Annotated in this window: 24 protein-coding genes and 2 pseudogenes; 21 read left to right on the top strand and 5 right to left on the bottom strand. The window is 69.3% G+C overall.

Features of this window, described 5'->3' with window-relative positions:
- The first annotated feature begins 41 nt into the window (after positions 1-41).
- From murC to RKD05_RS16910, 9 genes are all read left to right on the top strand, one after another.
- On the top strand, positions 42-1448 hold the full coding sequence (murC, locus tag RKD05_RS16950; protein WP_424711578.1) for a UDP-N-acetylmuramate--L-alanine ligase: 1407 nt from the start codon (positions 42-44) through the stop codon (positions 1446-1448).
- Between the two features lie 3 nt (positions 1449-1451).
- The gene (locus RKD05_RS16945; protein ID WP_424711577.1) at positions 1452-2375 is read left to right on the top strand and encodes an FtsQ-type POTRA domain-containing protein; all 924 of its coding nucleotides are present in this window, start codon (positions 1452-1454) and stop codon (positions 2373-2375) included.
- Positions 2376-2525: 150 nt separating this feature from the next.
- Positions 2526-3704, top strand: a complete 1179-nt coding sequence (ftsZ, locus tag RKD05_RS16940; RefSeq protein WP_424711576.1) for a cell division protein FtsZ — start codon at positions 2526-2528, stop codon at positions 3702-3704.
- A 64-nt stretch (positions 3705-3768) separates the two neighbouring features.
- Positions 3769-4452: a YggS family pyridoxal phosphate-dependent enzyme gene (locus RKD05_RS16935; RefSeq protein WP_424711574.1), complete on the top strand. Its 684-nt coding sequence runs from the start codon at positions 3769-3771 to the stop codon at positions 4450-4452.
- A gap of 31 nt (positions 4453-4483) precedes the next feature.
- A complete protein-coding gene (locus RKD05_RS16930; protein ID WP_424711572.1) occupies positions 4484-4954 on the top strand; it encodes a cell division protein SepF in 471 nt (156 codons plus the stop codon).
- A gap of 6 nt (positions 4955-4960) precedes the next feature.
- The gene (locus RKD05_RS16925; protein WP_022877736.1) at positions 4961-5263 is read left to right on the top strand and encodes a YggT family protein; all 303 of its coding nucleotides are present in this window, start codon (positions 4961-4963) and stop codon (positions 5261-5263) included.
- Between the two features lie 122 nt (positions 5264-5385).
- Complete coding sequence (locus tag RKD05_RS16920) at positions 5386-5997, top strand: DivIVA domain-containing protein (RefSeq protein WP_424711570.1); 612 nt, start codon at positions 5386-5388, stop codon at positions 5995-5997.
- A 9-nt stretch (positions 5998-6006) separates the two neighbouring features.
- Positions 6007-6591, top strand: a complete 585-nt coding sequence (gene lspA / locus RKD05_RS16915; RefSeq protein WP_424711568.1) for a signal peptidase II — start codon at positions 6007-6009, stop codon at positions 6589-6591.
- A 1-nt stretch (position 6592) separates the two neighbouring features.
- Positions 6593-7516, top strand: a complete 924-nt coding sequence (locus tag RKD05_RS16910) for an RluA family pseudouridine synthase (RefSeq protein ID WP_424711567.1) — start codon at positions 6593-6595, stop codon at positions 7514-7516.
- Between the two features lie 6 nt (positions 7517-7522).
- Here the strand turns inward: RKD05_RS16910 and RKD05_RS16905 are convergent, their stop codons facing one another.
- Positions 7523-7996: an NUDIX domain-containing protein gene (locus tag RKD05_RS16905; RefSeq protein ID WP_424711565.1), complete on the bottom strand. Its 474-nt coding sequence runs from the start codon at positions 7994-7996 to the stop codon at positions 7523-7525.
- Positions 7997-8095: 99 nt separating this feature from the next.
- Here RKD05_RS16905 and dnaE point away from each other — a divergent pair, with 99 nt between their 5' ends.
- The 5 genes and pseudogenes from dnaE (at position 8096) to RKD05_RS16880 (ending at position 15861) form a co-directional block, all read left to right on the top strand.
- Positions 8096-11560, top strand: a complete 3465-nt coding sequence (gene dnaE, locus RKD05_RS16900; protein ID WP_424711881.1) for a DNA polymerase III subunit alpha — start codon at positions 8096-8098, stop codon at positions 11558-11560.
- Between the two features lie 98 nt (positions 11561-11658).
- Positions 11659-12954: a hypothetical protein gene (locus RKD05_RS16895; RefSeq protein ID WP_424711564.1), complete on the top strand. Its 1296-nt coding sequence runs from the start codon at positions 11659-11661 to the stop codon at positions 12952-12954.
- A gap of 63 nt (positions 12955-13017) precedes the next feature.
- Positions 13018-14321, top strand: a pseudogene (gene hisD / locus RKD05_RS16890) (histidinol dehydrogenase).
- 12 nt (positions 14322-14333) lie between these two features.
- On the top strand, positions 14334-14825 hold the full coding sequence (gene nrdR, locus RKD05_RS16885; RefSeq protein ID WP_424711562.1) for a transcriptional regulator NrdR: 492 nt from the start codon (positions 14334-14336) through the stop codon (positions 14823-14825).
- A gap of 10 nt (positions 14826-14835) precedes the next feature.
- Positions 14836-15861: a quinone-dependent dihydroorotate dehydrogenase gene (locus RKD05_RS16880; protein WP_424711560.1), complete on the top strand. Its 1026-nt coding sequence runs from the start codon at positions 14836-14838 to the stop codon at positions 15859-15861.
- A gap of 93 nt (positions 15862-15954) precedes the next feature.
- Here the strand turns inward: RKD05_RS16880 and RKD05_RS16875 are convergent, their stop codons facing one another.
- A complete protein-coding gene (locus tag RKD05_RS16875) occupies positions 15955-16527 on the bottom strand; it encodes a DUF3043 domain-containing protein (RefSeq protein ID WP_022878531.1) in 573 nt (190 codons plus the stop codon).
- Positions 16528-16573: 46 nt separating this feature from the next.
- On the opposite strand from RKD05_RS16875, the gene RKD05_RS16870 reads away from it, so the two are divergent.
- From RKD05_RS16870 to RKD05_RS16840, 7 genes are all read left to right on the top strand, one after another.
- Positions 16574-17968, top strand: coding sequence for a dipeptidase (locus tag RKD05_RS16870; protein WP_424711558.1), 1395 nt, complete (start codon positions 16574-16576; stop codon positions 17966-17968).
- 72 nt (positions 17969-18040) lie between these two features.
- Positions 18041-18406, top strand: coding sequence for an iron-sulfur cluster insertion protein ErpA (erpA, locus tag RKD05_RS16865; RefSeq protein WP_022878533.1), 366 nt, complete (start codon positions 18041-18043; stop codon positions 18404-18406).
- Positions 18407-18574: 168 nt separating this feature from the next.
- Entirely contained in the window at positions 18575-19456 is an 882-nt protein-coding gene (coxB, locus tag RKD05_RS16860) for a cytochrome c oxidase subunit II (protein WP_022878534.1), read from the top strand.
- Positions 19457-19458: 2 nt separating this feature from the next.
- A complete protein-coding gene (ctaD, locus tag RKD05_RS16855) occupies positions 19459-21222 on the top strand; it encodes a cytochrome c oxidase subunit I (RefSeq protein ID WP_424711556.1) in 1764 nt (587 codons plus the stop codon).
- A 3-nt stretch (positions 21223-21225) separates the two neighbouring features.
- Positions 21226-21642 (top strand): cytochrome c oxidase subunit 4, encoded by a 417-nt coding sequence (locus RKD05_RS16850; RefSeq protein WP_022878536.1) that lies wholly within the window; start codon positions 21226-21228, stop codon positions 21640-21642.
- Between the two features lie 4 nt (positions 21643-21646).
- A complete protein-coding gene (locus tag RKD05_RS16845) occupies positions 21647-22435 on the top strand; it encodes a PP2C family protein-serine/threonine phosphatase (RefSeq protein ID WP_424711554.1) in 789 nt (262 codons plus the stop codon).
- A gap of 111 nt (positions 22436-22546) precedes the next feature.
- Positions 22547-22912, top strand: coding sequence for a bleomycin resistance protein (locus RKD05_RS16840; RefSeq protein WP_424711553.1), 366 nt, complete (start codon positions 22547-22549; stop codon positions 22910-22912).
- Between the two features lie 373 nt (positions 22913-23285).
- Here RKD05_RS16840 and RKD05_RS16835 read toward each other — a convergent pair.
- The 3 genes and pseudogenes from RKD05_RS16835 to RKD05_RS16825 form a co-directional block, all read right to left on the bottom strand.
- Positions 23286-23706, bottom strand: a pseudogene (locus RKD05_RS16835) (rhodanese-like domain-containing protein).
- Between the two features lie 147 nt (positions 23707-23853).
- Complete coding sequence (locus tag RKD05_RS16830) at positions 23854-25692, bottom strand: cytochrome b (RefSeq protein ID WP_424711551.1); 1839 nt, start codon at positions 25690-25692, stop codon at positions 23854-23856.
- The gene (locus tag RKD05_RS16825) at positions 25689-26747 is read right to left on the bottom strand and encodes a Rieske 2Fe-2S domain-containing protein (protein ID WP_424711549.1); all 1059 of its coding nucleotides are present in this window, start codon (positions 26745-26747) and stop codon (positions 25689-25691) included. Before RKD05_RS16825 ends, RKD05_RS16830 begins: the two co-directional genes overlap by 4 nt.
- Between the last annotated feature and the right edge of the window lie 3 nt (positions 26748-26750).

The raw sequence follows: 26750 nt of genomic DNA, 5'->3' as shown, positions 1-26750 counted from the left end.
GGGCCCGGGCCGTCACCCGCGCGACGTAGGATCGCAAGGTCATGATCAGACCCGACCTGAGCCTCCCCATTCCCGAGACCATCACGTCCGCGCACTTCATCGGCGTGGGCGGCTCCGGGATGTCCGGACTCGCGCGCATGTTCCTCGACCGCGGCATCCGGGTCTCCGGCTCCGACCGCGCTGACAGCGCGGCGTTGCGCGACCTCGCCGCTCGCGGCGCCACGGTCCACGTCGGTCACGACGCCGCCCACCTCGGCGACGCCGACACCGTGGTGCACACGGGCGCGATCTGGCCCGAGAACCCCGAGTTCGTGACGGCCAAGGAGCGCGGCCTGCACGTGATCCACCGCTCGCAGGCGCTGCACTGGCTCATCGGCGGGCGTCGTCTCGTCTCGGTCGCCGGCGCGCACGGCAAGACCACGTCGACCGGCATGATCGTCACCGCACTACGGACGCTCGACGCCGACCCGACGTTCGTGAACGGCGGCGTCATCGCCGATCTCGGGGCCTCGAGCGGCACGGGGTCCGACGACCTGTTCGTGATCGAGGCCGACGAATCCGACGGCACGTTCCTGCTCTACGACACGTCGGTCGCGCTGATCACCAACGTCGACCCCGACCACCTCGACCACTACGGCTCGCGCGAGGCCTTCGACGCGGCGTTCGCCCGCTTCGCCGACGCGGCGCGCGAGGCCGTCGTCGTGTCCGCCGACGACCCCGGTGCCCGGGCCGTGACCGCGCGTCTGACCCACGCGAACGTCGTCACGTTCGGCCAGGATGCCGCGGCCGACGTGCGCCTGACCGACATCCGCACCGATGGTCCCGTCGCGTTCACGCTCACCGCGGGCGGCGAGAGCGTCGACGTGCAGCTGCGGGTGCCCGGCGCGCACAACGCGGTCAACGCCGCCGGTGCCGTCGCGGTGCTGCGCGTGCTGGGCTACGGCCTCGTCGAGGCCGCCCGCGCCGTCGAGGGCTTCGGCGGAACCGTCCGCCGGTTCGAGCTCCACGGCGTCGAGCGCGGCGTCAGCGTGTACGACGACTACGCGCACCACCCGACCGAGGTCGCGGCCGCGCTGTCCGCGGCGCGGACGGTCGTGGGCGAGGGGCGCATCATCGCGATCCAGCAGCCGCACACCTACTCGCGCACGCAGGAGATGTACCGCGAGTTCGCCGAGGTCCTCGAGTCGCTGGCCGACCACACCGTGATGCTGGACGTGTACGGCGCGCGGGAAGACCCGGTGCCAGGGGTCACCGGCGAGCTGGTGAGCAACGCCTTCGCCGACCCGGAGCACGTGCACTACGTCCCGGATTGGCAGAGCGCGGCGGACTACACCGCGCGCATCGCGCGTCCCGGCGACTACGTCATCACTCTCGGCTGCGGCAACGTGTACCAGATCATCCCGCAGGTGCTCGAGGCGCTCTCCCGCACCGAGGCCGCGGCGGTCTGAGCCGTGCGTCGGCCCTCGCCCCTGCCCCCGACTCCGGGGTCGCACCCCGCGGAGGCGCCCGTTCCCCCGCGCGGCGCCCCCGCTCGGGGCGAACGCCCCGCGGACGTCGTCCCTCTGCCGCTCCCGTCCGCGGACGAGCCGTCGATCGAACCGGATGCCGCTGACACGGGCCTCCGGGACGTGTGGCGCGCCTCTCGCGCGCGACGTCGGGCGCTGCGTGCGGAGGTGCGGCGCTTCACCGTCCGCCAGCGTCGTCGCCGGCGGATCTGGATCGGCGTCGCGATCGCCTTCGTCGTGATGGTGCTCGGCACCGCGGGCGCCGCGTACAGCCCGCTGTTCGCGGTGGAGCGCGTGGACGTCGTGGGGACGTCCCAGCTGGATGCCGCCGCCGTCGCGGACGCGCTGAAGGGCCAGATCGGCACGCCTCTCGCGATGGTCGACGACAGCGCGGTGAAGGCCGCGCTCGTGCGGTTCCCGCTCGTGGAGTCGTACACGCTGGAGGCGCGGCCGCCCCACGACCTCATCGTGCGGATCGTCGAGCGCACCCCCGTCGGCGTCGTCCAGACGCCCGCGGGCTTCACCCTCGTGGATGCCGCCGGCGTCGTGCTGTCCACGACGCCCACCGCCCCGGCCGGGCAGCCGGTCCTCGACATCTCCGGCGGGACGCAGTCCGACGCGTTCCGTGCCGCCGGCCGCGTGGTGCGCGCCCTGCCCGATGGCATCCGTTCGCAGGTGACGGCGGTCTCCGCGTCGACCCCGGACGACGTGACCCTCACGCTCGGCGCGACGGGGTCGAAGGTCGCGTGGGGGAGCGCCGACCGCTCGGCGGAGAAGGCGCGCGTCCTCGACCTGCTGATGCAGAAGAGCCCGCCCGATCGCACCAAGGAATACGACGTCACGTCGCCCGAGGCCGGCGTCATCCGCTGATCCGCGACGGGATAATCCGACACGCCGCGTGTCGGTCCGGCCGAGCCGGAACCGCCGCCTACCTTCGAGCTAAGGAATTGCATACCGGGCAATTCTTTAACCCTCAACATGAGGTTTAGAGTTTCAGGTTCGGGGATAACGGAGGCCGGCATGAGCCAGAACCAGAACTACCTCGCCGTCATCAAGGTCGTCGGTGTGGGCGGAGGCGGCGTCAACGCCGTCAACCGCATGATCGAGCTGGGCCTGCGCGGCGTGGAGTTCATCGCGATCAACACCGATGCACAGGCGCTGCTGATGAGCGACGCCGACGTCAAGCTCGACGTCGGACGCGAGCTCACGCGCGGCCTGGGTGCCGGTGCGGACCCCGAGGTGGGCCGTCGCGCCGCCGAGGACCACGCGGAGGAGATCGAGGAGGCGCTGCGCGGTGCCGACATGGTCTTCGTCACCGCGGGTGAGGGTGGCGGAACCGGCACGGGTGGTGCGCCCGTCGTGGCGAAGATCGCCAAGTCGATCGGCGCCCTGACCATCGGTGTCGTCACGAAGCCGTTCTCGTTCGAGGGTCGTCGTCGTCAGAGCCAGGCCGAGGCCGGTGTCGGACGCCTGAAGGAGGAGGTCGACACGCTCATCGTGGTGCCGAACGACCGCCTGCTCGAGATCAGCGACCGCGGCATCTCGATGATCGAGGCGTTCGCGACGGCCGACCAGGTGCTCCTGGCCGGTGTGCAGGGCATCACCGACCTCATCACCACCCCCGGTCTCATCAACCTCGACTTCGCCGACGTCAAGTCGGTCATGCAGGGCGCGGGCTCCGCGCTCATGGGCATCGGCTCCGCGCGCGGTGCGGACCGTGCGATCAAGGCCGCGGAACTCGCCGTCGAGTCGCCGCTCCTCGAGGCCTCCATCGAAGGAGCGCACGGCGTCCTGCTCTCGATCCAGGGCGGATCGAACCTCGGCATCTTCGAGATCAACGACGCCGCCCAGCTGGTGAAGGAGGCCGCGCACCCCGAGGCCAACATCATCTTCGGAACCGTGATCGACGACACGCTCGGCGACGAGGTCCGTGTCACGGTCATCGCGGCCGGCTTCGACGGCGGCGAGCCGTCGCTGCGCATCGACCCCGTCGGTGCTCAGCGTCCGGTGGCCGTCCCCGCGGTGCCGGCGATCCCTGCCGACGACGTCGCGCGCGACCTCAGCGCCGCCGAGGAGCAGAAGGCCCAGGCGCCCGAGCGCACGCCCGAGCCGGCACCGGTCGCGGCTCGCGTCCCCGACACGTCCTACGACTCCGGCTTCGCCGACGACGACCTGGACGTGCCCGACTTCCTCAAGTGACGACGAACCATTGACGCAGCGGGTCCGGTGACACCGGGCCCGCTGCGTCGTCGAAGGAGGACCCATGGATGCCGCTCTCGCCGACCGTCTCGCCGACGTCGACGCGCGCATCGTCGACGCCGCCCGCTCCGCCGGGCGCGACCCCGCCGAGATCACCCGCATCGTGGTGACGAAGTTCCACCCGGTCTCGCTCATCACCGACCTGTATGCGCTCGGCGTCCGTGACGTGGGGGAGAACCGCCAGCAGGAGCTCACCGTCAAGCACCGCGAGGTGGGCGGGCTCGACGACCTCCGCTGGCACTTCATCGGCCAGGCCCAGACGAACAAGGCCCGCGCCGTGCGGGCGGCATCCGACGCGGTCCATTCGGTGGATCGCACCCGCATCGCGGATGCCCTGGATGCCGCGGACGACGGCTCCCGCCTGGACGTCCTGCTCCAGGTGAACCTGACCGACGACCCCGGTCGCGGCGGCGTCCCGCCGACCGAGGTGGAGGCTCTCGCCGTCCACGTCGCCGCCCTCGAGAGCCTTCGCGTGCGCGGCGTCATGGCCGTCGCGCCGCTCGACGAGCACCCCGCCCGCGCCTTCGAGCGACTGCGGAAGTGCGCCGACGCCGTGCGGCGTGTCGTCCCCGACGCGACGTGGATCTCGGCCGGAATGACGGGCGATTTCCCCGAGGCGATCGCGATGGGCGCGACACACCTACGGATCGGTTCGGCAATCACGGGTCCGCGACCCCCTCGCGACTAGCCTCGAAACAGACGAGCGAACGGAGGATGCGATGTCGAACCCGCTCAAGAAGACGATGGTGTACCTGGGCCTCGCCGACGAGGAGGAGACCTATGAGGAGACCGCCCCGCAGCCGGTCGCGCGCAAGCAGTCCGTGCAGCCCGCGCCGGTCGAGAAGGCCGCTCCGGTGACCCCGCTGCACCGCCCCGCCGTGGTGCGCCAGCCGGCCGCCGGCCCGGTGAGCGAGATCCTCACGGTGCACCCCAAGCAGTACCGCGACGCGCAGACGATCGCCGAGAACTTCCGCGAGGGGATCCCGGTCATCATCAACCTGTCGCAGATGAGCGACGCCGACGCGCGCCGCCTGATCGACTTCGCGAGCGGCCTGTCGCTCGGTCTGTACGGACGCATCGAGCGGGTCACGAGCAAGGTCTTCCTGCTCTCGCCCGAGAACATCGCCGTCTCCGGCGACGGTGCGATCGCGCAGGCCGATCCCGAGGGCGCGCCCTTCGCGTCCCAGTAAGCGATCGTGGCCGTCCTGAGCCTGGTCGGCTCCATCCTCAGCGCGCTGCTTTTCATCTACATCGTTCTGCTTCTGGCCCGGTTGGTCCTCGAGTACATCCCGATGTTCAACCGCGAGTGGCGTCCCCGTGGCGCCATGCTGGTGGTGGCCGAGATCGTCTACACGGTGACGGACCCACCCATCCGGCTCCTCCGGCGGGTGATTCCGCCCCTGCGCATCGGCGGCATCGCGATCGATTTCGCGTTCGCCATCACGATGTTCGCGTGCTTCCTGCTCCTCAGCGTCACGCGGTCGCTCGCCGCTCTGTGACTCCCGCATAGCCGTCGCCCTTCGACACCGGAGAAGGGCGGCGGCTATGCTGTTCCGAAGCGGTGTGCCCCGGTGCGACACCCCCCACGTTCCGATTCAGAGCTCTCGAAAGAGGAAACACCATGGCACTGACCCCCGATGATGTCGTCACCAAGCAGTTCCAGCATGTGCGTTTCAAGGAGGGCTTCGACCCCGACGAGGTCGACGACTTCCTCGACGAGATCGTCGTCGAGTGGCGCAAGACGATCGCCGAGAACGAGGAGCTGAAGGCCAAGCTCGCCGCGTTCGAGTCCGGTGAAGCCGCCCCCGCGGCGCCGGTCGCCGAGGCGCCCCAGGCCGAAGAGCCCGTCGTCTCCGAGGTGCCCGCCCCGGCTGCGGCCCCGGCCGCCGAGTCCGACGTGGCTCCCGCCGCGCAGAGCGCCGGCATCATCGAGCTGGCTCAGCGCCTGCACGACGAGCACGTCGCCGAGGGCAAGGCGCAGCGCGACCAGCTCATCTCCGAGGCCCAGGCGCAGGCGGCATCCATCGTCGCCGACGCCGAGAAGCAGGGACGCGAAGAGCGTGCCCGCCTGGAGAAGGAGCGCACGGTTCTCGAGGGCCGCATCACCGAGCTGCGCAACTTCGAGCGCGACTACCGTTCGCAGCTGCGTTCCTACATCGAGGGTCAGCTCCGCGACCTCGACACGGCCGGTTCGTCGTCGGGCTCGACGCCCGTCTCGGCGATCGGTCTGTAGGCCGACTCTTTGCGCAGTCGATCTCCTCTGCGTTCGGCGGCGGCCGGCGCCCTCGTCGCGATTCTCGCGGCGACGGTGCTGGCCGCCGACCAGTTGGCGAAGGCAGCGGCCATCGCCGGCCTTCCCCCGGAGCGGGTCGTGCCGATCCTCGGTGACTTCCTGCAGTTCTATCTCGTCCGAAACCCGGGGGCGGCGTTCTCGCTCGGCGAGGGCGTCACCTGGATCTTCACGATCGCGCTCGCGGTCGTGGCGGTCATCATCCTGTTCCTGGCCGTGACCCGGGTGCGTTCGCGCCTGTGGGCCGTGGTGCTCGGGCTGCTGCTGGGCGGCGTGCTCGGCAACCTCAGCGACCGTCTCCTGCGGGCGCCCGGCTTCCCGGTCGGTCACGTGGTGGACTTCATCTCGACGCCGTGGATGATGCCGGCGATCTACAACGTCGCCGACATGTTCATCGTGACGATGATGATCTCGGTCGCGCTCCTCGTGCTCCTGGGCCTGCGGCTCGATGGCACGCGAGAGAAGCGCGGTTCCCGCGATGCCAACGTCGCCGCCGACGAGCCGGTCGAGACGTCCGGCGATCAGGGCGCGCGCTGACATGGACTCGCGGAGTCTGCCCGTTCCCGACGGGCTCGAGGGAGCGCGCGTCGATCAGGCCCTGGCCAAGATGCTCGGCTTCTCGCGCACCTTCGCGGCGGAGGTCGCCGACGCCGGGGGAGTGACCGTCGACGGCCGCACCGTCGGACGCTCCGACCGCCTGCACGCGGGGGCATGGCTCAGCGTCGAGTGGGAGCCGAAGCGCGACCCCGAAGTGATCCCGGTCGAGGTTCCCGACCTCGGCATCGTCTGGGACGACGACGACATCGTCGTGGTCGACAAGCCTGCCGGCGTCGCGGCGCACCCGTCCGTCGGATGGGAGGGGCCGACCGTGCTCGGCGCCCTCGCGGCCGCCGGTTTCCGCATCGCCACGAGCGGCGCCGCGGAGCGCCGCGGGATCGTGCACCGGCTCGACGTCGGCACGAGCGGCCTCATGGTCGTTGCGAAGACCGAGCGCGCCTACACGGTGCTGAAGGCGGCGTTCAAGGACCGGACGGTCGACAAGATCTATCACGCCGTGGTCCAGGGGCACCCGGATCCGCTCGCGGGCACGATCGACGCCCCGATCGGGCGGCATCCCCACCACTCGTGGAAGTTCGCCGTCACGCCCGACGGCAAGGACTCCGTCACGAACTACGAAACTCTCGAGGCGTTCCCCCGTGCTTCGCTGCTCGAGATCCACCTCGAGACCGGCCGCACGCACCAGATCCGCGTGCACATGGCGGCGCACCGGCACCCGTGCGCGGGCGATCCGCTGTACGGCGCCGACCCCACGCTGTCGGCGCGGCTCGGCCTCACCCGGCAGTGGCTGCACGCGCACCGGCTGGCCTTCGCGCACCCCGCCACGGGGGAGTGGGTGAGCTTCGAGTCGCCCTATCCGGCGGATCTGCAGCACGCTCTCGACGTCCTGCGCGACGGCGCCTGACGCGGGTCAGCGTCCGCCCTCGAACATCGTCGGCCCGGGCGTGAGCGCGGCGGACACGCGCGCCGACATCTCGGCATCCAGGATCCCGTCGATCCCGGAGATCGGATGCCACCCGACCTCGGTCATCTCACCGTCGACCGGCTCGGGCTCGCCGTCGATCCACGTGCACGCGAAGGTCAGGTCGAGGTAGTCGCTCTGGTCGCCGTTGGCGTAGATGACACGGGGGATCTGGTGCACCCACGCGAGACGGTCGACGCGGATGCGGACGCCGGCCTCCTCCTCGGCCTCGCGGGCGGCGGCATCGGCCGGTTCCTCGCCGGGGTCGACGATGCCGGTGATCGGGGTGAGCCGGCCGGTGTCGCTGCGGCGCCCCAGCAGCACGTCGTCGCCGCGCACGATCACGGCGGTCACACCGACGAGGGGGAGCGGGCTCGTGCCGACGTGACGGCGGAGCTCCAGGACGAAGTCGGGTGTGGGCACGCGCCCACGTTAACCCAGGCCGATGTCGGAGGGGGAACGTACACTCGACGGGTGGCAGCAGACTCCTTCGTTCACCTTCACGTGCACAGCGAGTACTCCATGCTCGACGGCGCCGCGCGCATCGGTCCCATGGTGCAGGAGGCGGTCAAACTGGGCATGCCGGCGATCGCCGTGACCGACCACGGCAACACGTTCGCGGCCTACGAGTTCTACAAGACGGCGAAGGATGCCGGCATCAAGCCGATCATCGGCATCGAGGCCTACGTCACGCCCGGCACCCACCGCTCCGACAAGTCCCGCGTGCGGTGGGGAACCCCCGAGCAGCAGAGCGACGACGTGTCGGGTTCCGGCGCGTACACGCACATGACCCTGCTGTCCGAGACCACCGAGGGCATGCACAACCTGTTCCGGCTCTCGTCGCGGTCGAGCATGGAGGGCTACTACTTCAAGCCCCGCATGGACCGCGAGCTGCTGCAGACCTACAGCAAGGGCCTCATCGCGACGACCGGGTGCCCCTCGGGCGAGGTCCAGACGCGCCTGCGTCTCGGCCAGTACGACGCGGCCAAGGCCGCTGCGGCCGAGTTCCAGGACATCTTCGGAAAAGACAACTACTTCGCCGAGATCATGGATCACGGCCTGTCGATCGAGCGCCGGATCATGGGCGATCTGCTCCGGATCGCGAAAGAACTCGACATCCCCCTGGTCGGCACCAACGACCTCCACTACACGCACCAACATGACGCCACGAGCCACGCGGCTCTGCTCTGCGTGCAGTCCGGCTCGACGCTCGACGACCCCAAGCGCTTCAAGTTCGACGGCGACGGCTACTACGTCAAGTCCGCCGCCGAGATGCGCCAGGTCTTCCGCGACAACCCCGAGGCCTGCGACAACACGCTCCTCATCGCCGAGCGCTGCGAGGTCGAGTTCAACACCTCGGCCAACTACATGCCGCGCTTCCCGGTCCCCGAGGGTGAGACCGAGGGCAGCTGGATGATCAAGGAGGTCGAGAACGGCCTCCACGACCGCTACCCGGGCGGCATCCCGGATGCCGTGCGCAAGCAGGCCGAGTACGAGACCGACGTCATCCTGCAGATGGGGTTCCCCGGCTACTTCCTCGTCGTCGCCGACTTCATCAACTGGGCCAAGAACAACGGCATCCGGGTCGGTCCCGGGCGTGGTTCGGGCGCCGGATCGATGGTCGCGTACGCGATGAAGATCACCGACCTCGACCCGCTGCAGCACGGCCTGATCTTCGAGCGCTTCCTGAACCCCGACCGTGTCTCCATGCCCGACTTCGACGTCGACTTCGACGACCGTCGTCGCGGCGAGGTCATCCAGTACGTGACCGAGAAGTACGGCGACGAGCGCGTGGCGCAGATCGTCACGTACGGCACGATCAAGGCCAAGCAGGCGCTCAAGGACGCCGGTCGCGTCCTGGGCTTCCCCTTCAGCATGGGCGACAAGCTCACCAAGGCCATGCCCCCCGCGGTGATGGGCAAGGACATGCCGCTCGACGGCATGTTCAACCCCGAGCACCCGCGCTACAAAGAGGCGAGCGAGTTCCGCACGCTCATCGAGACCGACCCCGAGGCCAAGACCGTGTTCGACACGGCCCTGGGGCTCGAGAACCTGAAGCGCCAGTGGGGTGTGCACGCCGCCGGCGTCATCATGTCGAGCGAGCCGCTGATCGACATCATCCCGATCATGCGACGCGAGCAGGACGGCCAGATCGTCACGCAGTTCGACTACCCCGCGTGCGAGTCGCTCGGCCTGATCAAGATGGACTTCCTGGGGTTGCGCAACCTCACGATCATCAACGACGCGCTCGACAACATCGAGGCCAACCGCGGGCACCCGCTGGTGCTCGAAGACCTGGCGCTCGACGACGCGGAATCGTACGAACTGCTCGCCCGCGGCGACACGCTCGGCGTGTTCCAGCTCGACGGCGGGCCGATGCGGTCGCTGCTGCGCCTCATGCGCCCCGACAACTTCGAGGACATCTCGGCGGTGCTCGCGCTCTACCGCCCGGGCCCGATGGGCGTGAACTCGCACATCAACTACGCGCTGCGCAAGAACAAGCAGCAGGAGATCGAGCCGATCCACCCCGAGCTCGAGGAGCCGCTCGCCGACATCCTCGACACGACCTACGGCCTGATCGTCTACCAGGAGCAGGTCATGGCCGTCGCGCAGCGCGTGGCCGGCTACACGCTCGGTCAAGCAGACCTCCTCCGGCGTGCGATGGGCAAGAAGAAGAAGTCCGAGCTCGACAAGCAGAAGGAGATCTTCTTCGGCGGTATGACCGAGCGCGGCTTCGGCGACGAGGCGCAGCAGACGCTCTGGAAGGTCCTCGAGTCGTTCGCCGACTACGCCTTCAACAAGGCGCACACCGCCGCCTACGGGCTCGTGTCGTACTGGACGGCATACCTCAAGGCGCACTATCCCGCCGAGTACATGGCCGCGCTCCTCACCAGCGTCGGCGACTCGAAGGACAAGATGGCGGTGTACCTCAACGAGTGCCGCCGCATGGGGATCCGGGTGCTTCCGCCCGACGTGAATGAGTCGATCCGCTTCTTCGCGGCCGTCGGCGAAGACATCCGTTTCGGTCTCGGCGCGGTTCGCAACGTCGGCGCGAACGTCGTCGACGGGATCGTCGCGGCGCGTCAGGATGCCAAGTACACGTCGTTCCACGACTTCCTGGCCAAGGTGCCGCTGCACGTGGCGAACAAGCGCACGGTCGAGTCCCTGATCAAGGCCGGGGCCTTCGACTCGCTGGGCTCCACGCGGCGCGCGCTGATCGAGATCCACGAGGATGCCTGCGAGGGCGCCGTGCTCGACAAGCGCCGCGAGGCCAATGGCGAGGTCGGCTTCGACTTCGACTCGCTGTGGGACGAGCCGCAGCAGGTCGAGAAGGTGCCCGAGCGACCCGAGTGGACGAAGAAGGACAAGCTCGCGTTCGAGCGCGAGATGCTCGGCCTCTACGTGTCCGATCACCCGCTCGCGGGACTCGAGGTCCCGCTCGCGAAGCACGCGTCCACGTCGATCCACGACCTGCTCGCCTCGGACGACGTGCAGGACGGCGACCAGGTCACCGTCGCGGGGCTTCTCACGAGCGTGCAGCACCGGGTGGCGAAGCAGAGCGGCAACCCGTACGGCATGGTCACCGTGGAGGACTTCAACGGCGAGGTGACCGTGATGTTCATGGGCAAGACCTACGCGGAGTTCGCCCCGGTGCTGCAGGCCGACTCGATCCTCGTGGTCCGCGGGCGCGTGTCCCGCCGCGACGACGGGCTGAACCTGCACGCGCAGTCGGCCTTCACTCCCGACCTCGAGGGCTTCGACGCCCTGAGCGGTCTCACGCTCGTCGTCCCCGAACAGCGCGCGAACGAGACGCTCGTGAGCGAACTCGCCCAGATGCTGCGGCGGCATGCCGGTGACACGGAGGTGACTCTCAAGTTGCACAAAGGTGGGACCGCCAAGGTCTTCGAGGTGCCGATGCCGGTGCGTGTGACGGCTGATCTGTTCGGAGAACTCAAGGGACTCCTCGGTCCCAACTGCCTGGGCTGATGCGTGGCGCGCGTTGTCAACCCGGGGTGCTCTCCGGCGCGACGACGTCAGTCTCACAATGACGACGGGTGCCGAGGCACCCGAACGAAAGGACCATCGTGACCGATCGCTACGACGACTCGCCCGTGGAGAACACGGGCTCGCCGGCGGAGGACTCCGCCCGCTGGACCGACCCCGCGGCTCCCGAGGCCGCGGCAGCGGAGCCGCGTGCTTCGCGCTCCGCCACCGACACCGGTGACATCGACGACGTGTTCGCCCCGACGCCGAGCGTCGACGCACGGGCACACGTCAACGCTCGCCGCTCGACGCACACCGAGCTGCCGGATGCCGACGCCCACGCCGACGCGCAGACCCACGCTCCCGCGCCGCGCGACGGCGACGCGCCGCAGTACGGTGTCGGGCCGTTCTCGGTGCGCGAGGTGGCTCTGCTCGGCATCTGGGCCGTGCTCTTCATCGTCTCGTTCTTCCCGCTCAATAACCTTCCCTCGAACGTCCGCGTCCTCGGGGGCGGCACCAACGTCTGGCTCTCCAACCTGTGGTGGATCCCCACCGTGGCTCTCCCCACGATCGCGGTCGGTCTCCTGGCTCTGCGCCGCCTCTCGCCACAGGGCATCCGTCGCGTGGGCTCGCTCGGTATCGATCAATTCGCCTCCGTGGCCTTCTCCGTCGCGGCGCTGGTGTGGGTCGCGTGGGTGTGGGACACCGTGTCCATCGCCGCCGACACCGGGCTCTGGTCCCGCACGTGGGTCGTATGGGTGGGCGCGGTCCTGACCCTCGCCGGCGTCGTCCTGACGGTCTTCGCGCCGATCATCCCGCCGTTCGAGCAGGACTTCCAGGGCCGTCCCGAGGCCCCGGCGCACCGCAACGCGCGGCCCGTCCGCGCGGTGGTGAAGCGTCCGGCGCGCCCGCGCCCCGTGCGGTCGGCCCCCGCCGCCGCGCCCGCCGGGTCCGAGCACACGGTGCACGGGCACGAAGCTCACGCGTACGAGGCCCACGAGCATGACGGGGCCGCGGAGCGCGGCCCGGTCCCCGGGAGCTACACCGGCTCCACCGACCTGCCCCACGTGAACGAGGCGGAGCCGGCGACGTCCGTCTTCCCGACGCACGGTGACACGCACGACACTGACGTGATCGGCGCGACGTCCGACGACTCCGCCCACGTCTCGGAGCACTCCGGGCACGACGCAGCGCCTCGCCACCCGCAGCCCCAGGCGTTCTGGGCGCTGGCCCCCGACGAACGCGACGTCGTGGACGACTACGGCACGCCGATCTTCCGCGTCGGACCCACCGCGTGGGCCCTCGTGATCGAGGATCGCGGCGAGACGTTCGTCATCCGTCACGACGACGGCCGGATCGGCTACCTGCACGACGTCCGGGGCGTCACCCGCGGCTGAGCACCCCCTGCGAGCCGCCCGCTCCACGGCGGGCGGCTCGCCGCCGACCGGTAGCCTGGAACCATGCTCCGCACCATCGATCTGCGCGGCCGCGTGCTCTCGCCGGCCGAGTTCCTCGCCGTCGTACCCCGGGCCGATGCGGCCCGTGACGAGGCCCTCGCCACCGCCGCCCGTATCGTCGACGACGTCGCCCGTCGGGGCGAGGAGGCTCTGCGCGAGCAGGCCGAAAAGTTCGACCGGGTGAGCGACCACGCCATCGCGGTTCCCGCCGCGCACCTCGACGAGGCCCTCGCCGAGCTGGATCCCGGCATCCGCGTCGCGCTCGACGAGGCGATCCGCCGCGTGCGAGCCGCATCCGCGGCCCAGATCCCCGCGCCGTCGGTGACCGAGCTCGGTCCGGGGGCGCGCGTCACGCAGCGCTGGCAGCGCGGTGCGTCGCGTCGGTCTGTACGTTCCGGGCGGCAAGGCCGTCTACCCGTCCAGCGTCGTGATGAACGTCGTGCCGGCGCAGGTCGCGGGGGTGCGCGAGGTCGCGCTCGCGTCACCGCCGCAGGCTGAGTTCGGCGGTCGCGTCCACCCGGTGATCCTCGCCGCCGCAAAGCTCCTCGGCGTGACGGAGGTCTACGCGATGGGCGGTGCCGGCGCGATTGGCGCGTTCGCCTTCGGGGTGTCCTCGCTCGGGCTCGACCCGGTCGACGTCGTGACGGGGCCGGGCAACAACTTCGTCGCCTCCGCGAAGCGCGCGGTCGCGGGCCGGGTCGGGACGGATTCCGAGGCGGGAGCGACCGAGATCCTCATCGTCGCCGACGGGGCGGCAGACGCGGCGCTGGTGGCCGCCGATCTCGTCAGCCAGGCAGAGCACGACGAGCAGGCCTCGGCCGTGCTCGTCACCGACAGCTCCGACCTTGCCGAGGCCGTGCGTGCGGCCCCTCGAGCCCCGCGTCGCGGCGACGCGCCACGCCGAGCGCGTGCGCGCGGCGTTCGGCGGTCCGCAGTCCGCGATCGTGCTGGTCGACGATCTGGCGCAGGCGACGTCGTTCAGCAACGCCTACGCGCCGGAGCACCTGGAGCTCCACCTCGCCGACCCCCGCCCCGAGGACTTCGTCAACGCGGGCGCCGTGTTCGTCGGTCCCTACACCCCGGTGAGCCTGGGCGACTACCTCGCCGGCAGCAACCACGTCCTGCCGACCGGTGGTCAGGCGCGCTACGGCTCGGGGCTGTCGGCCGCGACGTTCCTGCGCCCCCAGCAGGTCGTCGAGTACGACCGCGCCGCGCTGGCGGCGGTGCGCGAATCCATCGTGACCCTCGCCGAGGCCGAAGCCTTGCCCGCCCACGGCGAGGCCGTCACGGCGCGCTTCGCCGACTGATCGAGGTTTCCCATGCACTGCCCGTTCTGCCGCAACCCCGACTCCCGCGTCATCGACTCGAGGACGAGTGACGACGGCCTGAGCATCCGTCGCCGTCGGCAGTGCCCGAAGTGCGGCGGCCGCTTCTCGACCGTCGAAACCGCGAGCCTCAACGTGATCAAGCGCTCCGGCGTCGTCGAACCGTTCAGCCGCGAGAAGGTCATGTCGGGCGTGCGGAAGGCCTGCCAGGGGCGACCGGTGACGGATGCCGATCTCGCCATGCTCGCGCAACAGGTCGAGGAGGCGATCCGCCAGACCGGATCCTCGCAGATCGAGGCCAACGAGATCGGCCTGTCGATCCTCGGGCCGCTGCGCGAACTCGACGAGGTGGCGTACCTGCGTTTCGCGAGCGTCTATCAGGCGTTCGAATCGCTGGACGACTTCGACGCGGCGATCGCGCAGCTCCGCGCCGATCATGCCGCCCGTCCCTCCGCGGCGCCCGTCGCGGTCGACGACGTCCAGTAGCCTGGCGGGGATGTATCCCCTTCTCTTCCGCTCGGTCCTGAGCCGCCTCGACCCCGAGTTCGCCCACCACCTGGGTGCCCTCGTCATCCGTGCCGCGGGCGTCGGGCCGGTGGCATCCCTCCTCCGCACGGCCACGGCGGCCGACCCGTCGTTGCGCGTCCGGGCGCTGGGCCTCGAGTTCGAGTCGCCGTTCGGTGTCGCGGCGGGCTTCGACAAGAACGTGACGATGGTCCGCGGGCTGCGCGCCCTGGGCTTCGGCCACGTCGAGGTGGGGACCGTCACCGCACTGCCGCAGCCGGGCAACCCGAAGCCGCGCCTCTTCCGGCTCGTGGCCGACCGCGCGGTGATCAACCGCATGGGCTTCAACAACCAGGGTGCCGAGGCCGCGGCCCGGCGGCTCCGTGCGCTCCGCCGCTCCCGCCGGCGTCCGGTCATCGGAGTGAACATCGGGAAGAGCCGGGCTGTCGCGGTCGAGGATGCCACGACCGACTACGTCCGCAGCGCGCGGCTCCTGGCGCCCCTGGCCGACTACCTCGTCGTCAACGTCTCCTCGCCGAACACGCCCGGCCTCCGCGGCCTGCAGGCCGTCGAGACCCTGCGTCCGCTGCTGACGGCCGTGCTCGACGCGGCCGGCACCACACCGCTGCTGGTCAAGATCGCGCCCGACCTCGCCGATGACGAGGTGGGCGACATCGCGCGACTCGCCGTCGACGTGGGTCTCGCCGGGATCATCGCCACCAACACCACTATCGGCCGCGCGGGCCTGCGCACCCCGGCGGCGACGGTCGAGGCCGCCGGTGCCGGTGGACTGTCCGGGGCACCGCTGAAGCAGCGCGCGCTCGACGTCCTCGACCTGGTGCGCGCCGCCGTCCCCGAGGACTTCGTCGTGATCTCGGCCGGGGGAGTGGAGACCGCCGCCGACGTCCGCGAACGGCTCGCGCACGGCGCGACGCTCGTCCAGGGCTACACGGCGTTCCTCTACCGCGGCCCTCTCTGGGCTCGCCAGATCAACCGGGGTCTGGCTCCGCGCCGGTGACGCCCGCCGGAGCGCGGCACGTCGTGCCGCATGCCCGGACGTACGCCGACGGCGGCGGGTCCCGAAGGACCACGCCGCCGTCGAAGGAAACCGTCAGGCCGGGTACTGGCCGCGCTTGACCTGCGCCTTGGGCAGGCGCATGAACCGCATCTGCACGGTGCGCATCGCCGCGTACCAGCCGAGACCCTTCTCGACCTTGCTCTCGCCGAACTTCGCCTTGGCGGCGCGCTTCACGCGGATCGACGTGATGATCATGTCGCCGATGACGAACAGGATGAAGATCCACAGCGCCACGAACGACCAGTACTGGAAGAAGCCGTTCGGGATGAGGGTCAGCACGATCACGAGCACCATGAAGGGCATGACGCCCTCGCCGAGGTGCCAGCCGGCGTCGACGAAGTCGCGCGCGAACCGTCGCTGCGGACCCTTGTCGCGCACGGGCAGGTACCGCTCGTCGCCGGCGGCCATGCCGACGCGGGCCTTCTCGCGCTGAGCGGCGAGTTCGGCGCGGGCGCGGGCCTTCGCCTCCTTGGTGTCGGCCACCAGAGGACGCTTGCGGGCGGCCTCCTGCTCGGCCCGAGACGGCGTCGCGCGCCCCTTGCCCGAGGCGGTGACATCCGACGCGACGGGGGCGTCGTTCGGGACGGGGGCGGGGGACTTGGCCACGGATAACCTCGAGAGCTCACTGGATCGGAGACTTAAGATTACCCGCATGACCCCTGACCTGTCCCGGCAGGATGCCGTGTGCGCCACCGCGTCCGACGGCATCCCCGCAGCCCTCGCCGATCTCGGTGCGCTCGTGCGCATCCCCTCCATCGCCTGGCCGGCGTTCGACCAGTCCGCGGTGGTGCGCAGCGCCGACGCCGTCGCCGACCTGCTGCGCGGCACCGGCGTCTTCGAGCGCGTCGAGGTGGCGCGCTCCGCGATCGCCGACAGCGACGAGCTCGGACAGCCCGCCGTCCTGGCATCCCGTCCAGCCCGCAACGGCCGACCGACCGTCCTGCTGTACGCCCACCACGACGTCCAGCCCCCGGGCGACGAGGCGCTCTGGGACTCGCCGCCCTTCGAACCCACGGTCCGCGACGGCCGACTGTACGGACGCGGTGCCGCGGACGACAAAGCGGGCGTCATGGTGCACGTCGGCGCGATCCGCGCTCTCGCGGAGGCGCTCGGCGATGACCTCGACCTCGGCATCGCGGTGTTCATCGAGGGGGAGGAGGAGTACGGCTCGCGCTCGTTCGCGCAGTTCCTCGTCGACCACGCCGACGTCCTCCGCTCCGACGTGATCGTGGTGGCCGACTCGGGCAACTGGGACGAGCGCACGCCCGGTCTCACGGTGTCGCTGCGCGGGAACGCGCGCTTCACGCTCACGGTCCGCACGCTGGAGCACGCGTCCCACTCGGGGATGATGGGCGGCGCGGTCCCGGATGCCATGCTCGCCACCGTCAAGCTCCTCGCGACGCTGTGGGACGACGACGGCGCCGTGGCGGTCGAGGGACTCGCGGTCCGCGACGCCGAGACGCCCGAGTACGACGAGGCGACCCTCCGCGCCGAATCCGGCCTCCTCGACGGCGTCTCGCCGATCGGGCGCGACAGCATCCTGAGCCGCATCTGGAACAAGCCCTCGGTCACCATCACCGGATGGGATGCCACCCCGGTCGAGTCCGCGTCCAACACCCTGGCTCCGCAGACCCGCGTGGTCATCAGCGCGCGCGTCGCGCCGGGACAGTCGGCCCAGGAGGCCTTCGCGGCCGTCGAGGCGCACCTCCGCGCCCACGCCCCCTTCGGCGCGCAGCTGGAGTTCAGCGACATCGACTGCGGCGACGCCTTCCTCGTGGACACCGGCGGGTGGGCCGTCGAGGACGCCCGCGCGTCCTTCGCCGAGGGATACGGGGTGGATGCCGTGGACGTCGGTATCGGCGGATCGATCCCGTTCATCGCCGACCTGGTCCGCGAGTTCCCCGAGGCCCAGATCCTCGTCACCGGCGTGGAGGACCCGCACGCCCGCGCGCACAGCCCCAACGAGTCGCTGCACCTCGAGACGTTCCGCAACGCCCTCGTCTCGGAGGCGCTGCTGCTCGAGCGGCTGAATCGCCGCACCGTCTGATCGGACCCGCGGGGGCGAGGCGGGCGTAGAATCGTCCCGTCCCCGCGACCGAACGACCCGAAGGGCCACGCCATGACCGACACCACACTGTCGACGAACGCCGTCACCCGCGAGCACGGAGTCGCCCTGACCGACGCCGCCGCCGACAAGGTGAAGAGCCTGCTCTCCCAGGAGGGCCGTGACGACCTCCGCCTGCGCGTCGCCGTCCAGCCCGGTGGTTGCTCGGGCCTCATCTACCAGCTCTACTTCGACGAGCGGTACCTCGACGGCGACAAGGTCGCCGACTTCGACGGTGTCGAGGTCATCGTCGACGACATGAGCGTGCCGTACCTCGACGGCGCGAGCATCGACTTCAAGGACACGATCTCGGAGCAGGGCTTCACGATCGACAACCCCAACGCGCAGGGCTCGTGCGCGTGCGGCGACAGCTTCCACTGACGCTTCGACACGGCGCTCCGGCGTCGAATTCGATGCCCCCGGTTTTGGCGGATCACACCGCGAAAACCGGGGGTTTTCGATTGTTCGGCACTGGACGATTGGCCAGAGAACAGTAAGAGGTTGCTCTAGACTGTCGAGAGCAACATCCACGACCCGGAAAGGTGCACTGTGCCCTCCAAACGTCGCCTTCGTTGGGCAGCCGTCCCCGTCGGGATCGCTTCCGTCGCACTCCTCGCCGGCTGCAGCACTTCGCAGCTTCACGGGTTCCTCCCCGGGTTCGTGGACGACGGAACGCCCGCGACGAACCACACCGACATGGTCGCCGGTCTGTGGGTCAACTCGTGGATCGTGCTGCTCGCGGTGGGTGTCATCACGTGGGGCCTCATGCTGTGGGCCGTCATCGCCTACCGCCGCCGCAAGGGCCAGTCGGGCCTCCCGGTGCAGCTGCGCTACAACATGCCCGTCGAGATCTTCTACACGGTCGTCCCGCTGATCCTCGTGGTCGGATTCTTCGCCTTCACGGCCCGCGACCAGAACACGCTCGAGACCCAGTACGACAACCCCGACGTGTCGATCACGGCGTACGGCAAGCAGTGGGCCTGGGACTTCCAGTACAACGGCAAGAAGGAAGACAACTCCGACGCCGTGTACTCGATGGGCGTCCAGGCCAAGGCGACCTCCGACGGCTACGACCTGCAGGACGTGCCGACGCTGTACCTCCCCGTCAACAAGACGGTGAAGATCGACCTCCGCTCGCGCGACGTCATCCACTCCTTCTGGATCATCGACTTCCTCTACAAGAAGGACATGTACCTCGGCCGCGAGAACGAGTGGTCGTTCACGCCCACTCGCGAGGGCACGTACGAGGGCAAGTGCGCCGAGCTCTGCGGTGAGTACCACTCCGCAATGCTCTTCAACGTCAAGGTCGTGAGCGAGGCCGAGTACGAGTCGTACCTCGACTCGCTGCGCGCCGCCGGCGACGTGGGCGACATCAGCGACCTGTCCCGCCTGCAGAACCTCAACACGGCCGGTGCCGAAGGGAACAAGTGATCATGGCCACGACACTTCCGCTCCAGGGCACGGGTCCTTCGCGCCCCACGACGCTGCCGCCCCGGCAGGCCGCTCTGCTGAGCAGCACCCGGGTCGAGCAGAAGGGCAACCTGGTCGTCAAGTGGATCACCTCCACCGACCACAAGACGATCGGGTACATGTACCTGATCTCGTCCGTGCTGTTCTTCATGCTCGGCGGTGTGATGGCACTCATCATCCGCGCTGAGCTCTTCGAGCCCGGCATGCAGGTCGTGGCGACGAAGGAGCAGTACAACCAGCTCTTCACGATGCACGGCACGATCATGCTGCTGATGTTCGCGACGCCGCTGTTCGCGGGTTTCGCCAACGCGCTGCTGCCGCTGCAGATCGGTGCGCCCGACGTGGCGTTCCCGCGTCTGAACGCGTTCGCGTTCTGGCTCTTCCTCTTCGGCTCCACGATCGCTGTCTCCGGCTTCCTCACCCCGCAGGGTGCGGCCGGGTTCGGCTGGTTCGCGTATCAGCCGCTGGCCAATGCGAGCTTCTCGCCCGGAGTCGGCGGAAACCTCTGGATGCTCGGTCTGGGCATCAGCGGTTTCGGCACGATCCTCGGTGCCGTCAACTTCATCACCACGGTCCTCACGATGCGTGCGCCCGGTATGACGATGTGGCGGATGCCGATCTTCTCGTGGAACACGCTCATCACGAGCATCCTGATCCTGCTCGCCTTCCCGGTTCTCGCCGCGGCCATCTTCGCCGCTGCCGCCGACCGCGTGCTCGGCGCCCAGATCTACAACCCGGAGAACGGCGGCGTGCTGCTGTGGCAGCACCTGTTCTGGTTCTTCGGTCACCCCGAGGTGTACATCATCGCGCTGCCGTTCTTCGGCATCGTGTCCGAGATCTTCCCGGTGTTCAGCCGCAAGCCGATCTTCGGGTACAAGACTCTCGTCTACGCCACGATCGCGATCGCGGCCCTGTCGGTCGCCGTGTGGGCCCACCACATGTACGTCACCGGCGGTGTGCTCCTGCCGTTCTTCGCGCTCATGACGATGCTCATCGCGGTGCCGACCGGCGTGAAGATCTTCAACTGGATCGGTACGCTCTGGCGCGGTTCGGTGACGTTCGAAACGCCCATGGTCTTCGCGCTCGGCTTCCTGGTGTCCTTCGTCTTCGGTGGTCTGACCGGCGTCATCCTCGCGTCGCCGCCGCTCGACTTCCACCTGTCGGACTCGTACTTCGTCGTCGCCCACTTCCACTACGTGGTGTTCGGCACGGTCGTCTTCGCGATGTTCGCCGGCTTCTACTTCTGGTGGCCGAAGTGGACGGGCAAGATGCTGAACGAGCGTCTCGGCATGGTGCACTTCTGGATGCTGTTCATCGGCTTCCACATGACGTTCCTGATCCAGCACTGGCTGGGTGTCGACGGCATGGTCCGCCGGTACGCCGACTACGCCGCCGCGGACGGCTTCACGTGGGGCAACCAGCTCTCCACGATCGGGTCGATGATCCTCGGCGCCTCGATGATCCCGTTCCTGCTCAACGTCTGGATCACGGCCCGCAAGGCGCCGCGTGTGACCGTCGACGACCCGTGGGGATACGGTGCCTCGCTCGAGTGGGCGACCTCCTGCCCGCCGCCGCGTCACAACTTCACGTCCATCCCGCGTATCCGCAGTGAGCGTCCCGCGTTCGACCTGAACCACCCCGAGGCCGGTATCCCGGTCGGCGTGGGCCCGGCGAAGGACGCTCCCGACACGCCCGTCGTCGACGCGGCCGCTGGAGAGGTCAAGTAACCCATGCGTACCAATGTCGGACTCTGGTGGCTGCTCGCAGCCTTCGGTTTCTTTATCGCCGCCGTCTACACGTTCTGGAGCCTCATCCAGCACGGTGGCGTCGAATGGGTCGGAACGATCGCCCTCGTCTTCCTCGGTCTGATGTCCTCGATGATCGCGTTCTACATCGGACGCGTGGTCAAGGCCCAGCGCGGTGAACTGCCCGAGGACTCCCTGACGGCGGACATCGACGACGGCGACCCCGAGATGGGCGAGTTCAGCCCGTGGTCGTGGTGGCCCATCGTCCTCGCGGGCTCGGCCGCCATCGCGGTGATCGGCCTCGCGGTCGGCAGCTGGCTCGTCCCGGTGGCCCTCGGAATCTTCGTGATCGCCATCACCGGCTGGGTCTACGAGTACTACCGCGGGTACTTCGCGCGCTGATCTCGTGCCCCTTCGGTTGAACACCGCCGCCGTCTCCGACGCTGGCGCGCACCGTCCCACCAACCAGGACGCCGCCTTTGCGGCGTCCTGGGGTGCGGCGGTGGCGGACGGCGTCGGGGGAGGGCCCTCGGGAGACCTGGCCTCCGCGGCGCTCGTCCATCGCCTGGTCGCCACACGCGGCTCGGGTCTCGACGCCGACGGTCTGCTGGTGCGGATCCGCGAGGCCAATTGGGACATCCGTGCCCACGTGGAGCGTGATCCGGCCCTCGAGGGCATGGCCACCACGTTCACGGGTGTGTTTCTCGGCGTCGGTTCGGAACTTCTCCTCGCCCACGCGGGAGACTCGCGCGCCTACCTCCTTCGCGAGGGTGGCTTCTCCCGCCAGACGCGCGACGACTCCTACGTTCAGGCGCTCGTCGACCACGGCATCATCTCGCCGGAGGCTGCGGCGGCGCACCCCCGGCGCAACATCATCACGGCGTCGCTCGGTGGCTCGGAGGGCGATGTCGTCTCCGTCGCCGCGCATCCGCTGCGGGTCGGCGACCGCTGGGTCCTGTGCAGCGACGGCCTGACCGACTACGTTCCCGAAGCCGATGTCGCACGCCTCATCGCCGAGGCGGAGAGCCCGCAGGCCGCGGCCGTGTCGGCGGTTGCGCTGGCGCTCGAGGCCGGCACGCGCGACAACGTGACGGTCGTCGTCTGCGACGTCGTCGACGACGACGCTCCCGAAACGGACCCGGTGTTCTTCGGCTCCGCCGCCCGCTGGTTCACCGAGGACGTCGAAACCGCCTGACGGGCGGCATCCATCGGGATGACCGCCGCGTCGCGCGTTACCCGCGCCCTCTGGCCCTAGCCGGGCCTGGAGCGTGTCTGAGAAGTGCGGCGTGCCCGTTAGGCTTCGGGCATGACCGATCACGCGGTGCCGAATCTGCCGTCTCGCGACTTCGATGACACGGTCGCGTTCTATGGGAAGTTCGGTTTCGAGCGGGAGTACCGGGATGAGGGTTGGCTGATTCTCCGCCGTGGCGAGCTTCGGTTGGAGTTCTTCCTGTTCCCCGGCCTCGTGCCCGAGGAGAGCTCCTTCATGTGCAGCGTCCGAGTCGATGACCTCGATGAACTGTATCGGCAGATCAAAGAGACAGGCGTCGCCGAGATGACTGCCGGTCGTCCGCGGCTGCACCCTGTGGACTTGCAGCCCTGGGGGCAACGTGCCGGGTTCCTCGTCGACCCTGACGGGACGCAGCTCAACCTCATCGAGAACGCCGCTTAGCCCGGTTCGGCCAGCAGCCGTGTCCAGACGATGACGATCACGGCGGCGCGGTAGGTGACCGCGGGCTGTCGTAGCGGGTGGTGCCGCCGCGTGACCCACGACTCTTGCGGTGCGCTTCTGGTCGTCCGGTTCGGGGGATGGCGGCGTTGCTCTCGCGGGAGCATCTCCTCGAGCAACGACCACTACGTATCCGCGAGCATCTGAAACCGCGGCACAATCACAGCCTCTCCGGGCACCACAGATCTCTTCGTCAGACGCGCCCCAGCTGCGCTGTAGCGCGTGATGGGGGCTGTATGGGGAACGTCGGCTCAGGCGGGCCCGAACGGCGCGCGAAGGGCCGCGACCGAGCGCCTGTCTCGTGCGGCGACCGCCCTCACACCTCTGCGTGGCTGCGAACGACCATGACCGTCGGGTCGAACACCCGCTCGAGCGGTCCGTCGTCGTTCTCGTACGGCTGGCCCTCGCGCACCCCAGTACTCGTATCCGCCGATCATCTCTCGCACCTGGTAGCCCAGCCGAGCGAACTCGAGCGCGCCCTTCTGGCCCGCGTTGCAGCCGGGGCTCCAGCAGTAGACGACGACCGGCACGTTCCGGTCGAGCTCGCGAGGGGCGCGGTCGGCGATCTGCCGGTACGGCATGTGGAGGGCGCCCGTGATGCGGCCCTGGCGCCACGCGTCGTCGCCACGGACGTCGACGAGCACGAACTCGTCGCCGGCGCGCTGCGCGGCATACACGTCGGACGGGTCGGTCTCGAAGGCGAGCCGGGTGGCGAAGTAGGTCTGCGCGTCGGTCATGCGTTCACGGTAGGCCCTCGGACGTGCCCGGGGGAGAGGGAGGGATGCCACGAACCCGCGGCATCCTGCCAGGTCGGCGATCAGCATGACGCGAGCACGAAAGAGCCCCGGTGCCGTGAGGCACCGGGGCTCTTGTCGAGGCGAACGTTACTCGCTCTTGTCGCCCTCGGAGTGGCTCTCGTCGCGCAGACCCTTGGGGGTCGGGAACTCGACCTCGACGCGCTCACCGACGGCGTTGTGCGGACGCCCCTCGGCGTCGGCCCGAGCGTCGGCGCCGGCGATCTCGTCGGCCTCTTCGTGGTCGATGTGGTCGAGCTCGTGGTGCTGGTGCGCCACAGCGGCATCCAGCTCCGCCTGGGTGAGCGGGGTGAGACGGTCCTCGAAGAACCAGCGCGACACGGAAGCGCGGAAGTTCTGGAGCGCCGAGATCTGACCCTTGGCGTTCGGTCGCACGACGAGCGGCTCGTACGTCTCGTTGTCGACCAGCTTCCAGCGCTCATACTCGTCGACGGGCTGGTGCACCTCGATGTACTCGCCACCGGGGAGGCGGACGATGCGGCCGGACTCGTACCCGTGCAGGGCGATCTCGCGGTCCTTCTTCTGGAGCGCGATGCAGATGCGCTTCGTGACGAAGTAGGCGATGATCGGCCCCACGATCAGGAGGACCTGGAGCGTGTGGATGACACCCTCCATCGTGAGCTTGAAGTGCGTGGCCACGATGTCCGACGATGCCGCCGCCCACATCACCGCGTAGAACGTCACACCCGCGGCACCGATAGCGGTACGGGTGGCGGCGTTACGGGGACGCTGAGCGATGTGGTGCTCACGCTTGTCACCGGTGATCCACGCCTCGATGAAGGGGTAGATCAGGACGATGACAATGAACAGGCCGAGCACGCCCACGGGGATGATGATGTTCCACGACCAGGTGTGGCCCCAGAGCACGAACTCGAGGTGCGGCGGGATCAGACGCAGCATGCCGTCGGCGAAGCCGATGTACCAGTCGGGCTGGGTACCGGCCGACACCGGGGACGGGTCGTACGGACCGTAGTTCCAGATGGGGTTGATCGTCACGAGCGCGGCGATCAGGACGATCACACCGAACGTGATGAAGAAGAACCCACCCATCTTGGACGCGTAGACCGGGAGCATCGGGTAGCCCACGACGTTGCTGTTCGTCCGGGCCGGGCCGGCGAACTGCGTGTGCTTGTTGATGATCATCAGCATGAGGTGCACGGCCAGGAGCGCGACGAGGATCGCCGGCAGCAGCAGGATGTGCAGCGTGTACAGGCGACCGACGATCGCGGTGCCCGGGAACTCGCCGCCGAAGAGGAGGAAGGAGGTCCAGGTGCCGATCAGGGGGAGGCCCTTGATCATGCCGTCGATGATGCGGAGACCGTTACCCGAGAGCAGGTCGTCGGGGAGCGAGTAACCGGTGAAGCCCTCGGCCATCGCCAGGATGAAGAGGATGAAGCCGACGACCCAGTTCAGCTCGCGCGGCTTGCGGAACGCACCCGTGAAGAACACGCGGAGCATGTGCACGCCGATGCCGGCCACGAAGACCAGCGCGGCCCAGTGGTGGATCTGGCGGACCAGCAGGCCACCGCGGAGGTCGAACGAGATGTGCAGGGCCGATTCCATGGCCGCCGACATCGCGATACCGCGCATCGGCTCGTACGCGCCGTTGTAGTGCGTCTCGACCATCGAGGCCTGGAAGAAGAACGTCAGGAACGTGCCCGACAGGAGCACGACGACGAAGCTCCAGAGCGCGATCTCGCCGAGCATGAACGACCAGTGGTCGGGGAAGATCTTGCGGCCGAGCTCCTTGACGATGCCCGACAGGCTCGTGCGCTCGTCGAGGTAGTTCGCCGCGGCACCGACGAACCGGCCACCGAGGGGCTTGCCGTTGAGGTCGGCCTTCGGGGGTCCCGAGTAGACCGCCGGTTCGGTGGTCACGTTCTCCGTGGGGTGGGTGGCGGTGCTCATGAGCGCTCCCAGAAGCTGGGGCCGACGGGCTCTTCGAAGTCACTCTGCGCGACGAGGTAGCCCTCGGCGTCGACCGTGATGGGGAGCTGCGGCAGGGGACGGGCGGCCGGGCCGAAGATGACGGCCGCGCCGTTGGCGACGTCGAACTGCGACTGGTGGCAGGGGCACAGGAGGTGGTGGGTCTGCTGCTCGTACAGGGCCACGGGGCAACCGACGTGCGTGCACACCTTGGAGTACGCGACGATGCCGTCGTACGTCCAGTCCATGCGGTTGGTCTCGGGGTTGAGCTGGTCGGGCTGCAGACGCATGAGCAGCACGATCGCCTTGGCCTTCTCCTCGAGGTAGCCCTCGTCGTGACCGACGCCGGCGAGTTCTTCGGGGATGACGTGGAAGGCGGAACCGAGCGTCACGTCGGCGGCGCGGATCGGACGACCCGACGGGTCGTGGGCGAGGCGCATGCCGCCCTTCCACATGGTGTGGCTGAGGAGCTTCACCGGGTCGGCGTCCTGAGGAGCAAGACCGCGGAACAGCGTGATGCCGGGGATGACCGAAGCCAGCAGTGCCGCGAACATCGAGTTGCGGATGATCTCGCGACGCCCGAAGCCGGAGTCCTTGTCGGCCTCGACGAAGACGTTGACCGCACCCTCACGGGTGGTGTCGCGGCCACGCGTGGCGTGACGGTCCTCGATGTGCTCCTTGTCGGCCATGACGGCCTTGGACCAGTGGATCGCGCCGATACCGATCGCGAGCAGCGCGAACGCGATGCCCAGACCGATGAAGAGGTTGTTGTAGCGGATGTCGATCAGCGCGCCCGACTCGATCGGGAAGATCATGTAGGCGATGCTCGCCCAGATGCTCGCGGCGACCGAGAAGTAGAACAGCGTGTAGACCGTGCGCACCGCACGCTTCATCGCCTGCGGGTCCTGGTCGGTCATCCGCTGGCGGTGCCCCGGGAGGCCGGGGTTCTGCACGGGGTCGGGAACCGCGACGGCGAGCCCGGAGCCGGGCTTCCATGAAGCCCTCTCGTGCTCGAGTGCGTCTTCCTCGTGTGCCATGGT

The sequence above is a fragment of the Microbacterium sp. SLBN-111 genome, from assembly GCF_049739645.1.
In the GTDB taxonomy this organism is placed as follows: Bacteria; Actinomycetota; Actinomycetes; order Actinomycetales; family Microbacteriaceae; genus Microbacterium.
The sequence above is the reverse complement of the archived record's forward strand: the minus strand, read 5'-3'. Positions and strand labels throughout refer to the sequence as shown.